This window comes from Chloroherpetonaceae bacterium (genome assembly GCA_025056565.1).
Taxonomy (GTDB): Bacteria; Bacteroidota; Chlorobiia; order Chlorobiales; family Thermochlorobacteraceae; genus Thermochlorobacter.
In genome coordinates, this window is sequence record JANWWA010000007.1 from 1 (window position 1) to 14617 (window position 14617).

Below are 14617 nucleotides of genomic sequence, written 5' to 3' on the forward strand. Positions count from 1 at the left end.
GCACCTTGCTGGGGTGGCTCATCTTCCCACAAGCCGAAGAAGTGCGCCTCTATCAGCCCAACTTGCCCCCTCAGCTCATCAAAGGCTTTGACCAAGTCCTCCGTGCTGACCCCATCCTCCCAAACTTCTCACTCGACCTTAGGCTTCTGAAATAATGCCTATCGTTCATACATTATGCATAACGACGGAGATGACGCAATGCTTGATGTGAGCGCCTATTTATCCAAGATTACACTCTCGTTGCCGAAGACGATGGAGATGAGCGACGAGGACTTCTACGAATTTGCCAAAGCCAACCCCACCCTCAAAATGGAACGCGACAAACACCGCCACATCATCTTGATGGCTCTCACAGGCGGCAATACAGGTCGGCGAAACTCCGAAATTGTCGCTGAACTCACACTATGGAACCGCACACATAAGCTCGGCGTCGTTTTTGATTCTTCGACGGGTTTTCGGTTGCCCAACGGCGCAATTCGCTCTCCCGATGCCGCTTTTGTGCGCCTTGAACGCTGGAACGCTCTTTCCGACAAACAAAAAGAAACCTTCCCACCCCTCGCCCCTGACTTTGTCGTGGAACTGATGTCCAACTCCGATGACCTTGCCGACGCCAATGAAAAAATGCACGAGTATCTGGAACACGGCACCTTGCTGGGGTGGCTCATCTTCCCACAAGCCGAAGAAGTGCGCCTCTATCAGCCCAACTTGCCCCCTCAGCTCGTCAAAGGCTTTGACCAAGTCCTCCGTGCTGACCCCATCCTCCCAAACTTCTCACTCGACCTTAGGCTTCTAAGATAGGTGCTCTCTCCAATCGTTACGGTCGCTTGGCACACTGCATACACTCTTGCTAGACTTTTTTTATGCTTTTCTTTTTGCTGCGTTGCCTTTTCCTGAGAGCATTTTTTTCCAAAAATCCAGTTGTGCCATCACTTCTTTTGGGGCGGTGGAGCCTTCGGAGCGTTTGCGTGCTGGTGAGCTTTCAGGATTGAGATAGGCATAGACATCGTCCTCAAACAGCGGAGAAAATTGCTTTAAGATTTTGAGGTCTAAGTCCTGTAGCAAAAGATGCTGCGCAGAGGCATATTGCACGATCTTTGCCGTAATTTCGTGTGCTTCACGGAAAGGAACGCCTTTGTTAGCCAGATAATCGGCTAAGTCTGTAGCGGTGGTATAACCTTGCAATACGGCACGGTGCATCTGCTCCACATTGAAGACCGCCGAGCGCAGCATGGCTGCAAAAACCCGAAGGCAGGCTTCAGTGGTATCTGCCGCATCCAGCATTGGGAATTTGTCTTCTTGCATATCTCGGTTGTATGCCAGGGGCAGACCCTTCATTACGGTCAGGATGTTCATCAGGTCGCCATAGACACGACCTGTCTTACCACGCACCAGCTCTGCCATATCAGGATTTTTTTTCTGGGGCATAATGCTACTTCCTGTAGTAAAGGCATCGCTCAGCGTGATAAAGCGAAACTCCTCTGACGACCACAGCACGACTTCTTCAGCCAGCCGTGATAGATGCATCATTATGATTGAGCAGGCAGCAATGAATTCAATCAGGTAGTCTCGGTCGCTTACGGCATCCATACTGTTGCGCAGAACGTCGGAGAAACCTAATGTGCGGGCAGTCCGACGGCGGTCAATCGGGTGTGGAGTGCCAGCAAGCGCCGCTGCCCCCAGTGGAGAGACATTTAGCCTCACTCGGCAATCTTGCAAGCGAGACTTGTCGCGCTCGAACATTTCGCAGTAGGCAAGCAGATGATGCGAGAGTAGAACTGGCTGTGCACGCTGCAGATGAGTGTATCCGGGCATCACAGCATTGAAGTATTTATCCGCTTTGGCAACCAGTTCCGTTTGCAATGTAGTGAGGCAGGCGATGAGTTCATCAATTCGGCGACGCAAATAGAGTCGTTCATCGGTGGCGACTTGGTCGTTGCGGCTGCGTGCGGTGTGCAACTTGCCTGCTACGCTGCCCACGAGGTCATAAAGCCGCTTCTCAATTGCAAGATGAATGTCCTCTTGACCATTTTCAAACGGAAACTTGCCCTGCTCCAGCTCTTTTTCAACGGTGTGAAGTGCTTGCGTGAGTGTCGCTGCTTCTCGCTTCGAAAGCAAGCCTTGCGCCGCCAGCATGTCTATGTGGGCTAAGCTGCCTTGAATGTCTTCTTTGTAGAGCCTTGCATCGAGATTGATCGACTTTGAGAATTCAAAGGCAAGCTCATCTAATTCTTCTCTGAAGCCACCGCCCCAGAGTTTTGTATTGCTGCGCCTTGAAGATGCTTTTGATTTTGCCATCGCTTAGTTTTTCTCTCAAAGTTACTCTGTTTCGTCGCTAAATTGCGACAAAGTTGGTTTTGATTTGCCCACGCTCTTACGCAAGTGGTTTGAAAATGTCATTCTCGAAGGTGCTTTTCTTTGAAGGCTCTGCAGGAAAGTTGGAGGCAATTTTTAATCCAGTGCCCTCGCCACTGTTCTTGGCGGTGGTCTGTCACCCCCATCCGCTCTATCAAGGCACGATGCACAATAAGGTGGTTGCCACAACTGCACGCGCCTTGCACAATTTAGGCGGAGCGGTGCTTCGCTTCAACTTTCGGGGTGTGATGGCGAGCGACGGGCGGTATGATAACGGTATTGGCGAACAAGACGATGTTCGAGCTGCTATTGATTTTCTGTGCTCTATGCATCACAGTCTGTCCATACCCGTCGTTGTTGCTGGCTTTTCTTTCGGGGCATGGGTTGGACTGTCATATGGCGCTAGCGATACTCGCGTGTCACATCTTATTGCTATTGGGCTTCCCACTCGCCTGTTTGAAACAGCTCCCTTTGCGACATCGGTCAAGCCGAAGCTCTTTATTCACGGTCAGTGTGATACAATTGCTCCCTTTGAGCACTTCCTGCGCCGCTATGAGGGCATTAGCGACCCCAAAACGCTCTATGCCGTCCCTGATGCGGATCACTTTTTTACAGGCAAGCAGGACGCTATTCAGCATGCTATCGTGGAGTGGAGCGTCGCACAAGGATTGGCGGCCAGTGCTGAACAGCGGTAAGCTCAGACCCCCCCGCTGTTAGGAATTTTTGCCTACCCTCAGTAAGTTTCTTCGAAAAATGAGAAACGATAAACTTCATCAACGATATGACACCGTTACGCGCTACCGATAGCGAGCGCGGGCTCGCTGCGGTTGACTTACACATGCATACGACTTGCTCGGACGGAAAGTATTCACCTCAGGAACTTGTCAGAAAAGCCTTTGCAGCAGGCTTAAAAGTTATCAGCATCACAGACCACGATAACCTTGCAGCGTATCACGAGGCTAAACCTGTTGCCGATGAATTAGGTATAGAATTGATTCCAGGTGTTGAAGTCAGCACTTCCCATCAAGGTCGTGATGTGCACATCTTAGGCTATTTCGTTCAAGAAGATTCTGAGCTAAACGAGTATCTGAAAGCCTGCCGCGAGCGCCGCATTTTGCGCACAGAGAAAATTGTCGAAAACTTGCGCAAAATGGGTGTCTATATCCGAATCGAGCAAGTCTTCGCAAAAGCTGCAAATGGCTCGGTTGGGCGACCGCATATTGCTGCTGTGTTGCAAGAATCAGGCTATGTGCAAAGTTACAGTGAAGCCTTTGCGAAGTATATCGGCACACACAGTCCTGCTTATGAAAAGAGCGAGGAGACCGAGCCAGCTGAAGTAATTCGCCTCATCAACGAAGCAGGGGGGCTTTCCTTTCTTGCACACCCCGGGCGATTTGTGCCCGACGACACAGTTCGATACCTTATTGACCTTGGCATTGATGGCTTAGAGATTATTCACCCTGCACACGACTCAGAGCGGCAGGAGTTCTATCGCGCCATCGCCAACGAATACTTCCTTCTAATGTCTGGTGGCTCTGACTATCACGGCGCCAAGCCACAAGATGACGAACTTTTCGGGCAGATGTATATCTCCTACAACTGGCTGGAGAAAATGAAAAATCGTCTTGCTGTGTGAGTTTTAAAGAGCTGAGCCCTGACTACACTTGTCAGGGTTTTTTGTTCTGACTGTCAAGTGTGAAATGCTTCTCTTTTACACGGTTTCAAGTGCATTTCATTAGCGTGGCTCAGTAGTCAATATCTGTTGGAAGCAGCGATGTTACATCCACTGCCGAAGAGCTTGGCAGCGTGAAGGAAATGCTTGCACCAATCACCACGCCTGAGAAGTTAATGTCTTGGAAGGGACGCATTCGGTCTTCGTCTGTTCTCAAATTAATTTCGTCACTACCCCTAAACTTAACTGAGCCGACAAGTGGCGCCGTTGTAAGCTTGTAGCCTAAGCTAACAGAGAAGAGCAAGTCAGGACTGAGCATCAATTCCAGCGAAGCATCGAGTCGAGCACCCAGCATCATTAGATTCAAACTTTCCAGCTGACCTGTATTGTTGTTGCTGCCCGAGATACTCAGAAAATCTGCACCTGCCAACGCACTGAGGCTGAGATTAATCCAACTAAACCAGAATTTTTTCTGCGCGCCTAAGCTAACATTCCATGAGGTGAGAAAAACGTCTGAACCTCTGGCAAGTGGAATCGCCAGTCCTCCCTCAAGCAGTCCGAAGAACTGAGTAATACCAGTGTATCGCGCCAAATTCAGCAGCAGAGCTGCTTCTATACCTGCTGCCGAGCTTGCATTCTCGTTGAGTGCAAATATGCTGCCAAATCCAATTCGCCCTGCAACAAGGTTGTTGTATGTGAACTCATTAGCAGGGACAGCCGTGCGTGGAATGTTAAGCGTTGTAAATCGTGGGCGAATGCGTACATCGACAGGTAGGCGCGGGCGCTCAACTAACAAACTGCCACGGTCAACGCCTGCACGAATGTAGCCATAAAAGAGCGACGACTGGCTATCATCATTGCGATTATCGACAACTTGTGCAGCGCGGTAAAACCCAATTTCTTTTGCAACCACTCCGCCATTGCCATCATCATAGAAATCCACCACATTGAAGCCATCGTCCAAATTTATGCCTTCTCGCTTGCCAAGTCCTGCTGTCACAAACTGCCCTTCCACGCTACGAATTTCCGCTGAAAGCTTGAACTCAGGCAACTCACGCATAGCTAAAGCTTCAGCTTGTGCCCACCCGCCGATGGCCTTCAGCCGTGCGTAGGTTTTTCCATCAACTTCTCGCCGCTTGAGTTTGACCTTTTCGTCGGGGTTGTGGCTCCAAGCCCCCGCCTTCGGCTGAGACAGACTTGTAAGTAGCACCGCCGAAGCATTCTTGCCATCATCTGAGACGATGATGCGATACCACAGGATATAGCCCTTGACTTCTACCACGAAGTTGTCAGCTACTGTCTGCTCTGTGTAGTCCGTGATAACAGGTAGGTAAATGAACGCTGAGTTATAGACTTTCTTAATATCTTCTGCAGTGAGTCCTGAGCCTTTCATTTTATCAACGGCTGCACGCGCCAAATCTTCTTCTTTGAGATTACCTTGCGCCCGCAAGGCAGCTACCGCTTTTACCACCTCGAGCACTTTTGGCACCACAGTTTGATTTAAGGCTGCCCCAATGCTCTCAGGGCTTAGGTCTGTTTGATTGGCCTTCTGGCGGAACTCTCGCATAGTGTTTTCCGAGAGCACGTTAAAGTCGAAGCGCGGCAGTTCTATGTATGCTTTCAAGCGATTCTGCACAATATCCAAGTCGGGCTTTGTTGCCAGTCCGGGCTTGATGAGCACAGACCCAAGCGATGTAATAGATTTTCGGGCATACTTGCGCTCCTGCGCGCTGACCGCTGAGCAGATAAGCAGGCAGATTACCACTCCTAACAGCGGCTTGCAAAGACGGGACAGAGAAGACACTGCGTTCATTTTTCGCAAAAGTTTTTGTTCAGGGGGCAAGTTGCCCCGCAAAGATAGACGATATGCGGAGATTCTCAAAGCCGCAAGGTGTGAGAGCAGCGATTTTGCCCTGCTGTCCTGCGCTGCTCAGCACAGGGCAGTGTTCCAAGTTCCATCGTCCGACGATACCCTTTTCTGCCTATGGCGAAACTGACTTTCGCTGAAAACGCGCCGCTATGCGGTCTCTGTATTGAGCTAATCGCTCTTGCACCTCTTGCAGGCTATCACCTCCAAACTTTTCAAGTAGGGCGTTTGCAATAACGGGCGCAATGACTGCTTCGACAATCACGGAACAAGCAGGAACAGCACACACATCGGAGCGCTCAATGTGAGAGTGTGTTTTTTCCAGCGTCTGCAGGTTGATAGAGTGAAGTGGATTCATCAGCGTAGAGATAGGTTTCATCGCCACACGCAGGTGCAGCGGTGCACCGTTTGTCATACCGCCTTCCAAACCACCTGCTCGGTTGGTCTTGCGAGTTGGCATTCCTGTTTCATCAAAGAACAGCTCATCGTGCACCTCTGAGCCAAAACGTGTCGCATTGCGGAATGCCGGCCCGATTTCAAATCCTTTTACCGCTTGAATTGAAAGAACAGCTTTGGCTAACTCGCCGTCTAACTTGCGGTCGAACTGCACATAACTGCCTAAACCGATTGGTAGGCCTGTTACGAAGACCTCAATAATGCCACCGAGCGTATCGCCACGCTGTTTTGCCTCGTCAATACAGGCCATCGCTTTTTCTTCCGCTTCCTTATGCAACATTCGCACAGGAGACATGTCGGCTGCCTGACTGATTAGCTCTGCGCGCTGCGATAGCATAGCTTCAAGGGTCGCTGGGGCTTCAGGCTCCAGAGCCGGCCCGATGGCTGATACATAGCTGCCGATAGAAATTCCACACTCTTGCAAGAGTAGTCGTGCTACTGTGCAAGCGGCCACGCGCGCGGCTGTTTCTCGCGCAGAGGCACGCTCAATAACAGGACGAATGTCGTCAAAGTCGTATTTCAGCACTCCTGCAAAATCTGCATGCCCGGGTCGTGGCACTTCTACAGGCTTGACAGGCGATGCAGGCGGTGCAAACTGACTCATCTTTTCCATCCAATTTTTCCAGTCGGCATTACGAATCAGCAGCGTAATTGGCGAACCTATCGTCTTACCAAAGCGCACACCTGAGAGAATCTCGACCGCATCAGATTCAATCTTCATTCGATGACCGCGCCCATAGCCTTGTTGACGGCGATAGAGTTGCGCATCAATCTGCGCAGGTGAGAGGGGCACGCCTGCTGGCATCCCTTCTACAATTGCCGTTAGCGCCGGCCCATGTGATTCTCCTGCTGTTAGATAGCGTATCATTTAGCGTTCTCTCTTGCTTAGGAAAGTTAAGCTGCTTGCTGGCAAGAAAGCAACGGTTGTGAAGTTTAACCAGTGCGAGCGCACGATTTCATAGCCTGCTGCAATGCCACAAAGCAGCTTTGAACTCTCTTTTCACCTATCTAACTTTTCCTGCCCTTACTCAGCACAAACAAAGGAGAGTCATTTATGTCATCTATTGAAACGCTTGCGGCTGAAAAACGTGTCATTGTGCCACCTGAATCGCTTCGTAAAAATGCACTGATTCAAGATTACGATGCGCTCTACCGATACAGCATTTCTGCGCCCGAAAAATTTTGGGAAAGCATTGCCAGTGAACTCTGGTGGCAAGAAAAATGGCATACCGTCCTGAAATTTGAGCCACCGCATCACGAATGGTTCATTGGCGGCAAGACGAACATCACTATCAACGCACTCGACCGCAATGTCAACAGTCATCGGCGCAATAAAGTCGCGTTCATCTGGACGACGGAAAGCGGCAAGGAAGTCGTGGTCACTTACGACCGATTGCTCCGCCGTGTCTCGCAAGTGGCTAACGCGCTCAAAGAAGCAGGCGTGCGGAAAGGCGACCGCGTGATTATCTATATGCCGCTCACGGTGGAAGGCATTTACGCCATGCTTGCATGCGCGCGCATCGGTGCAATTCACTCTGTCGTCTATGCAGGAATGGGCGTCGGCGCGCTTAGAACGCGCATTGAGGACTCTCGTGCCAAAGTCGTCTTCTGCGCCGACGTAACTTACCGCGCAGGCAAGACCGTCAACCTCAAAAGCATCGTCGATGAAGCGGTGCGCGACATTGAGTTCATTGAGAAAATCGTCGTCTTGCGTCGCCAAGAACCGAAGCAGGAACTTGCCTCTTCGCGCGAGGTCGATTTCTTCGAGTTCATTGAGCATCAACCGCAGCACTGCGACGCAGAAATTGTCGATGCCGAACATCCGCTTTTCATTCTCTACACGAGCGGCACGACCGGTAAACCCAAAGGCGTGGTGCACGTCCATGGCGGCTATATGGTCGGCACATACTACTTTGCACGCGCATTCTACGACATCAAAGAGACTGACGTTTTCTGGTCGACTTCTGACCTTGGTTGGGCAGTTGGACATAGCTACATTGTCTATGGGCCGCTGCTCAATGGTGCCACTGTGCTCGTGCGCGAGGGCGCGCTTGATTATCCGCACCCAGGCATCGTTTGGCAAACGGTTGAGCGACACGGTGTCAATTTGATGTTTACTGCGCCCACTGCAATTCGTATGTTTATGAAGCACGGTGCGGAGCACGTCAAGAAGTTCGACACCAGTTCGCTCCGATTGATTGCCTGCGCAGGCGAACCGCTCAATCCCGAAGCCCATCAGTGGGCGCAAGAGACCATTCTTGGCGAGCGGGGTTTCGTAGTTGATAATTGGTGGCAAACAGAAATTGCTTCGCCTGTGATTGGCACGCTGCCTGCCTTCAAAGCTAAACTCGGTAAAGCTGGCAAGCCAATGCCAACTGCAGTGGTTGATATAGTTTCACCTGACGGCAAGCCAGTGGCCCCCAATCAAGGCGGATTGCTCATTTTGCGCCGACCGCTTCCGTATATGATGCGCACCGTTTGGGGCGACGATGCACGCTACAAAAAATACTGGGAGGATTTTGAAGGCTGCTACACATCAGGCGACGTGGCGTTCTATGATGAAGAGGGTTACATCTGCATCTTAGGTAGAGCCGATGATGTGATGAATGTCGCTGGGCATCGCATCGGCACGGCGGAAGTGGAGAGCGCCTTCCTTACGCATGGCGCCGTTGCCGAAGCCGCTGTCATCGGCTTGCCTGATGAAATCAAAGGCGAGCGTATCAAAGCCTTTGTGGTGCTCAAAGCAGGACACGAACCTACGGAGACTCTGCGCAACGTCTTGCGCGACCATGTGCGGCGCGAGTTAGGACCGATTGCCACGCCGAGCGAAATTGAGTTTCGCGCAACGCTTCCGAAAACACGCAGTGGCAAAATTATGCGTCGCTTGCTCAAAGCCGAATCACTTGGACAAGACGTCGGGGACTTATCAACACTGGAAGAGTAAAGTGCCCACCCCGAGACTTTAAAGCTCGAGCATTGCTTTCAGTAGATAGCGATGCAACTGTGGTGCCCCTACAATTCTTGCTCAGAGGGAACGAATCTGGACAGCTTTGCAGTTTTTGCAAGTGTCTTGCAGTTTTCCCGCTTCTCATAGCTTAATTACTTGGCTGGTTATGTATCGAGATTGTTTTTCTAAGGCGAAGGGCTTTCTGTTCACACTCTTCCTTGTTACAGTGTCTCACACAGCACTGGCACAAACGGTTACGCTAAGCGGCTATGTGCGCGATGCCAAAACAGGCGAAGAGCTTGTTGGTGCAACGGTGCAACTTAAAGAAATCGCCAGAGGCACTGCTACGAATGCAAATGGTTATTACGCTATCACGGCTGAGCCAGGCACTTACACGGTCATTGTGCGCAGCATTGGCTACCAAGAATTGCGCCAAACCCTCACACTTAGAAGTAACCTCACTAAAAATTTTCTCTTAGAGCCAGCTGAGCTGCAAGCAGAGGAAGTTACCGTATCTGCAGAACGCCCCTCAACAAATGTAACCAGCACAGAGATGGGTGCTACAAAGTTCGATGCAGAGACCGCTAAGCGCGTGCCTGTTGTTTTGGGCGAGACCGACATTTTGAAAACACTACAGCTATTGCCCGGCGTCTCAGCTCCCGAAGGCACCACAGGCTACAGTGTGCGCGGCGGTAGCACCGACCAAAATCTTATCTTGCTCGATGAAGCCACAATCTACAACGCCGCACACCTGCTTGGCTTTTTTTCTGTCTTCAATTCCGATGCAATTGAGGACTTTAAGCTCTACAAGGCAGCTATCCCTGCTAATTATGGCGGTCGGCTCTCATCGGTCTTAGATGTGCATCAGCGCAGAGGCAATCCTAGCGAGCTTAGTTTGAATGGCGGGATTGGTCTCCTCAGTAGCCGACTTCTTTTTGAAGGCCCGATTGTTAAGGAGCGCGGCTCTTTTTTACTTGCAGGACGCCGCTCGTATGCGGACCTGTTTTTAAATCTCTCACGCGACTTTCGGGGCACTGTGCTTTACTTTTATGACTTGAACCTGAAAGCCAGCTACACCTTCAGCGAAAATGACCGTCTCTCTTTCTCGGGTTACTTGGGTCGTGATGATTTTGGTTTACCTGAAATTTTTGGCACGGGATATGGCAATCTTGCGCTTTCGCTCCACTGGAATCACCTTCTCAGTCGTAGCTTTTTCTCGAGTTTCACCGCAGTTTACAGCAGTTACGATAACATTTTACGCATCCTTTCCCCTGGTGCTGAATTTCAATTGATTTCGGGTATTATCACCCCTACTTTCAAAGCTGATTTTACTTATCTTATCAGCGACGACCACCAAATTGACTTCGGCATTGAGGCTGTCTACTATCAGTTCATACCTGGTCGCCTCGAGCCCTTGCGCGATTCACCTATTCGCCCGTCAGTGCTGGACGAGAAGTATGCCTTTGAGCCATCATTCTACATTCGGCACGAGTTTCCTCTCACGAAGGAACTTAGCCTCGATTATGGCGCGCGGTTTAATTTCTTCTATCGCTTTGGTCCAGAGCCTATTCGGGAGTATGTTGATGGGAAACCGCTGGTGTTTAGCCGCATCACAGGCCGCTATGAAAACGGGCGGGTTGCTCGCACTACCAACTTTAGTCGCGGTCAGCTCATCAGCTCCTTTTTTGGCATTGAGCCACGCATCGCCTTGCGCTGGCTAATTGATGAATCGACCTCCTTCAAAGCAAGCTATAATCGCACCCGTCAGAACTTGCATTTTGTTTCTAACACTGCCTCACCTACGCCGCTCGACCTCTACACACCAAGCGGTCCTTTCTTCGAGCCTCAGGTAGCAGACCAATTTTCAATCGGGTTGTTCAAAAATTTGTTTGGTAATGACATTGAAATTTCACTCGAGGCTTACTACAAAGACCTGCGTAACTTGATTGATTTTGTTGATGGCGCAAATCTCTTTGGCAACAACAACATAGAAACAGAGGTGCTGCCTGGCATCGGTCGCGCTTACGGCATTGAGCTATTTGTGCGCAAAAACACGGGCAAACTAACAGGCTGGCTAAGCTACACGCTCTCCCGCTCTGAGCGCAAAGTAGATGGTGTTGACGGCGGTCCAGGCATCAATCGTGGAGAGTGGTATCTTTCACCTTTTGACCGCACGCATAACCTCAATCTTGTCGGAATCTACAAAATCAGCGATGCTTGGACGGTATCGGCTGACTTCGTGTTGCAAACAGGCATTCCTGCCAATTTTCCCATTGCTGCATATGAAATCTCGGGGGCAATTATTCGTCACTTCCCTGAGACGCGCAACGCCGAGCGCTTGCCGCTATACCACCGCTTAGATGTTTCCGTGCGCTGGGACGCCAGCGCGCCTGATGCACGTTTCAAGTCAGCGTGGGTGCTGGGACTCTATAACATCTACAACCATCGCAACGCAGCTTCTATTACTTTCCGACAAAGTCGTGAAAATCGCTTTCAAGGCGAGGCAATTCGATTGGCATTCTTTGGAATTGTGCCAAGCCTGTCGTGGGAATTCAAGTTTTAATCTTGGTGCTGAATCGTCATGCGACCGCTGAGTGCAAAGTGTGTTACTAAAGCTGCTTTCGCTATCGCTTTGTTTGTCTCTGCCTCGTGCCAAGACCCTATTCAATTAGACTTGCCAACTGAGGCGCCACGCTTGGTGGTGGAAGGCATCATTGAGCGTAAAGTAGGCGAGCCTGATTCAGCGTTTCAGCGCATCAAGCTCACAAAGAGCATTGCATTTCTTGCAGGCGTGCGCCCGCCCCTTGTGCGCAATGCGCAAGTCAGTGTCATTCGTTCCGATGGTGTGGAAACTCCGTTTGTCTTTTCAGAACGCGACAGTGCATACATTACTACTTCGTTGGTTGTGCAAGAAAACTTTGGCTACCGCTTGCGCATTCTCTACGATGGCGAGGTTTATGAAACAGGCCTTGATAGCGCACGGCGCGGCGGCAAGATAGACTCCATTTATCAAAAACCGCGTCGCAACAACGTTTTTGCTCCTACGCGCGGCCTAACCGTTGCGGTCGACTTTACAGACCCAGCAGAGGTGCGGAATTTCTACTTCATCAAGCTCTTCAAGAATGGGCGCGATACGCAGGAGATTACTCCCGGCAATCAATTTTCTTCAATTCGTTCTGACGAGTTTTTCAACGGTCAGACTTTGCGTGGCTTAGAGCCGCCGGGTAACATTCTCTTTCAGCCGGGTGATACAGCGCTGGTAAAAGTTATCTCTATTGGTGAGTCGCTCTTCGAGTACCTGCGAGCACTTTTCATTCAAACGCAGGGAGGTGGTGGCGGCACTTTCAATCCGCCCCCTGCACCTATTCGCTCCAATGTCCTTAACCGCACCAATCCTGAGCGATACCCACTTGGATACTTTGGTGTTGGCTGGACTTCGCAGCGAAAGCTCATCATTCGCCCTCAACCGCAATGAGCAGTTGTAGCATTGCATAGCACATTGCCTTACTCTCTTTCAAGGGGAGTCATTTCTGCTTGCTAGACTTGCACAGTTTCTTTTTCTGTTGCACCTTGAGCACAAATTCATTCAGGCAGCGCGATGCACTTATCGCACAAGGCAGAGTTAGCGATTGTAACAGGGTTTCTTGTGCTGTTTTTGATTTTTCAGCAGGCGTGGTTGGTGTATGTTGCCTGTACGTTCGGCATTGCCTTTCTCCTTTCCGCTACGCTTACGCGTGTCATTCTCTGGGCGTGGTTCAAGCTATCAGAGGCATTAGGTTACCTAAGTCAGCGCATTCTGCTCTCTACTCTCTTCTTTCTACTGCTCACGCCGCTGGCACTTTTGCGACGTTTGCAGCACAAGAATCCCCTCTTTCTGCACGCTCCGCCACCGAACTCCATGTTCAAAGCGCGCTTACACAGATTTAGCCGCATAGACTTTGAAAAGACGTGGTAGTCTTCATTAGAGCGCCGCACCTTGCTTGCTGCTCTCACGCGGCTAAACTTTGAGAAAATGTGCAAAGCTGTATCTTTGCGAAAACTTTGCTATCACGCTGAACACTTTGCTAAACGCAACGGACTTAATTGCAGCACAGGCTCACTCGACGCGCTCTGCTTCGTCGCCTGCAGAATCGCATACCTTACTGCCTCACCTGTCGCAAGCGGTGATTTCTCTCCGCCACCTTCGGCAAAATGTGCGCGCCCTGAAGCAGTGGATTGGTCAGCGAGAGATAATGGCGATTGTCAAGGCAAACGGGTATGGGCACGGCGTAGAAGGCATTGCCAAGCCGCTGGTCTCGGAGGGTGTGTCTCACTTTGGTGTCGCAAACATCAGCGAAGCCATACATCTTCGCCATGTGTTGCAAAAGCAAGCCGTGCGTCAGCCTGTGCATATTCTTGCGTTTGCTTCTGCCCTACCTGAGCATTTGCCGCTTTATCTCCAGCACGATATTGAGCTTTCAATCAGCGATGAGCGGCTATTTCGCTGTGCAGAAACAGTTGCTGCCAGCTTCGGCAAGCCAATCGTAGCGCATCTAAAAATTGACACAGGAATGGGCCGCTTGGGCGTAGCTCCCTCTGAAGCACTTGCACTTGCTGAAAAGATATTTCACTCGCCTTTCGTTAAACTAAAAGCGCTCTATACGCATTTTGCATCCAGCGGCGTGGACTGTGAGTTTACACGCACGCAGCTATCCACTTACCTTTCGCTGGTGCGTGAGTTTGAGCATCGCACACAGAGACGGGTTCTAAGGCATGCTGCCAACAGTGGCGCAATTCTAACTGAAAGAGCCTCGCACTTGGATATGGTGCGCCCCGGCATTTTGCTCTACGGCTATGCACCCAGCTCCGACTTCAAGGTTACTATGCCGCTTCAACCTGTGATGCAGCTGCAGTCTCGCGTGATGTTCATCAAGTGGGTTGAGCAAGGCACCACCATCAGCTATGGACGTCAATGGCGTGCACCACGCCGCACACGTATTGCTACTGTCTCGATAGGATACGCCGATGGCTACCCGCGCGCGCTGTCGAACAAAGCGACTGTCTGGATTCGCGGCAAGCCTTTTCCACAGGTCGGTGCCGTTACAATGGACGCTATAATGGTTGACTTAGGCACCGATGAATCGGTGCAGGTTGGTGATGAAGTGGTACTTTTTGGCTGGAATGCAGAGCCGGTTAATAGCTTGGCTGAGCGCATCGGCACAATTGGCTACGAAATGCTGTGTGCTGTGTCGCCCCGTGTTGCTCGCGTCTGGGTAGAATAATTCACTGTTTTTTATCTTGCGTTTTCTGCAAGAAAAAATCGGTAACTCAAACCTGCCACACA

The 14617-nt window shown here is 50.7% G+C and carries 11 protein-coding genes; 8 read left to right on the forward strand and 3 right to left on the reverse strand.

Features of this window, described 5'->3' with window-relative positions; translation table 11 throughout:
• The first annotated feature begins 174 nt into the window (after positions 1 to 174).
• On the forward strand, positions 175 to 798 hold the full coding sequence (locus tag NZM05_06755) for a Uma2 family endonuclease (protein ID MCS7013315.1): 624 nt from the start codon (positions 175 to 177) through the stop codon (positions 796 to 798).
• A gap of 60 nt (positions 799 to 858) precedes the next feature.
• Here the strand turns inward: NZM05_06755 and argH are convergent, their stop codons facing one another.
• A complete protein-coding gene (gene argH / locus NZM05_06760) occupies positions 859 to 2295 on the reverse strand; it encodes an argininosuccinate lyase (protein MCS7013316.1) in 1437 nt (478 codons plus the stop codon).
• A gap of 95 nt (positions 2296 to 2390) precedes the next feature.
• On the opposite strand from argH, the gene NZM05_06765 reads away from it, so the two are divergent.
• Both NZM05_06765 and NZM05_06770 read left to right on the forward strand, forming a co-directional pair.
• Complete coding sequence (locus NZM05_06765; protein MCS7013317.1) at positions 2391 to 3047, forward strand: hypothetical protein; 657 nt, start codon at positions 2391 to 2393, stop codon at positions 3045 to 3047.
• An 86-nt stretch (positions 3048 to 3133) separates the two neighbouring features.
• On the forward strand, positions 3134 to 3988 hold the full coding sequence (locus tag NZM05_06770; GenBank protein MCS7013318.1) for a PHP domain-containing protein: 855 nt from the start codon (positions 3134 to 3136) through the stop codon (positions 3986 to 3988).
• 109 nt (positions 3989 to 4097) lie between these two features.
• Here the strand turns inward: NZM05_06770 and NZM05_06775 are convergent, their stop codons facing one another.
• Positions 4098 to 5837, reverse strand: coding sequence for a hypothetical protein (locus NZM05_06775; GenBank protein MCS7013319.1), 1740 nt, complete (start codon positions 5835 to 5837; stop codon positions 4098 to 4100).
• A 169-nt stretch (positions 5838 to 6006) separates the two neighbouring features.
• Positions 6007 to 7212 carry a chorismate synthase gene (gene aroC / locus NZM05_06780; GenBank protein ID MCS7013320.1) on the reverse strand — a complete coding sequence of 402 codons (1206 nt, stop codon included), beginning with the start codon at positions 7210 to 7212 and terminating at the stop codon, positions 6007 to 6009.
• Positions 7213 to 7401: 189 nt separating this feature from the next.
• On the opposite strand from aroC, the gene acs reads away from it, so the two are divergent.
• From acs to alr, 5 genes are all read left to right on the forward strand, one after another.
• A complete protein-coding gene (gene acs, locus NZM05_06785) occupies positions 7402 to 9291 on the forward strand; it encodes an acetate--CoA ligase (GenBank protein MCS7013321.1) in 1890 nt (629 codons plus the stop codon).
• A 169-nt stretch (positions 9292 to 9460) separates the two neighbouring features.
• The gene (locus NZM05_06790) at positions 9461 to 11857 is read left to right on the forward strand and encodes a TonB-dependent receptor (protein ID MCS7013322.1); all 2397 of its coding nucleotides are present in this window, start codon (positions 9461 to 9463) and stop codon (positions 11855 to 11857) included.
• Positions 11858 to 11926: 69 nt separating this feature from the next.
• Complete coding sequence (locus NZM05_06795) at positions 11927 to 12769, forward strand: DUF4249 domain-containing protein (GenBank protein ID MCS7013323.1); 843 nt, start codon at positions 11927 to 11929, stop codon at positions 12767 to 12769.
• Between the two features lie 123 nt (positions 12770 to 12892).
• Positions 12893 to 13249 (forward strand): SxtJ family membrane protein, encoded by a 357-nt coding sequence (locus NZM05_06800; GenBank protein ID MCS7013324.1) that lies wholly within the window; start codon positions 12893 to 12895, stop codon positions 13247 to 13249.
• A 49-nt stretch (positions 13250 to 13298) separates the two neighbouring features.
• On the forward strand, positions 13299 to 14555 hold the full coding sequence (gene alr / locus NZM05_06805) for an alanine racemase (GenBank protein MCS7013325.1): 1257 nt from the start codon (positions 13299 to 13301) through the stop codon (positions 14553 to 14555).
• The last annotated feature ends 62 nt before the right edge of the window (positions 14556 to 14617 follow it).

Coding starts and splice junctions, on each gene's coding strand:
- NZM05_06775 (MCS7013319.1), bottom strand. CDS start 5,837: ATGAACGCAGTGTCTTCTCTGTCCCGTCTTTGCAAGCCGCTGTTAGGA.
- acs (MCS7013321.1), top strand. CDS start 7,402: ATGTCATCTATTGAAACGCTTGCGGCTGAAAAACGTGTCATTGTGCCA.
- NZM05_06755 (MCS7013315.1), top strand. CDS start 175: ATGCATAACGACGGAGATGACGCAATGCTTGATGTGAGCGCCTATTTA.
- NZM05_06790 (MCS7013322.1), top strand. CDS start 9,461: ATGTATCGAGATTGTTTTTCTAAGGCGAAGGGCTTTCTGTTCACACTC.
- NZM05_06770 (MCS7013318.1), top strand. CDS start 3,134: ATGACACCGTTACGCGCTACCGATAGCGAGCGCGGGCTCGCTGCGGTT.
- NZM05_06765 (MCS7013317.1), top strand. CDS start 2,391: ATGTCATTCTCGAAGGTGCTTTTCTTTGAAGGCTCTGCAGGAAAGTTG.
- argH (MCS7013316.1), bottom strand. CDS start 2,295: ATGGCAAAATCAAAAGCATCTTCAAGGCGCAGCAATACAAAACTCTGG.
- NZM05_06800 (MCS7013324.1), top strand. CDS start 12,893: ATGCACTTATCGCACAAGGCAGAGTTAGCGATTGTAACAGGGTTTCTT.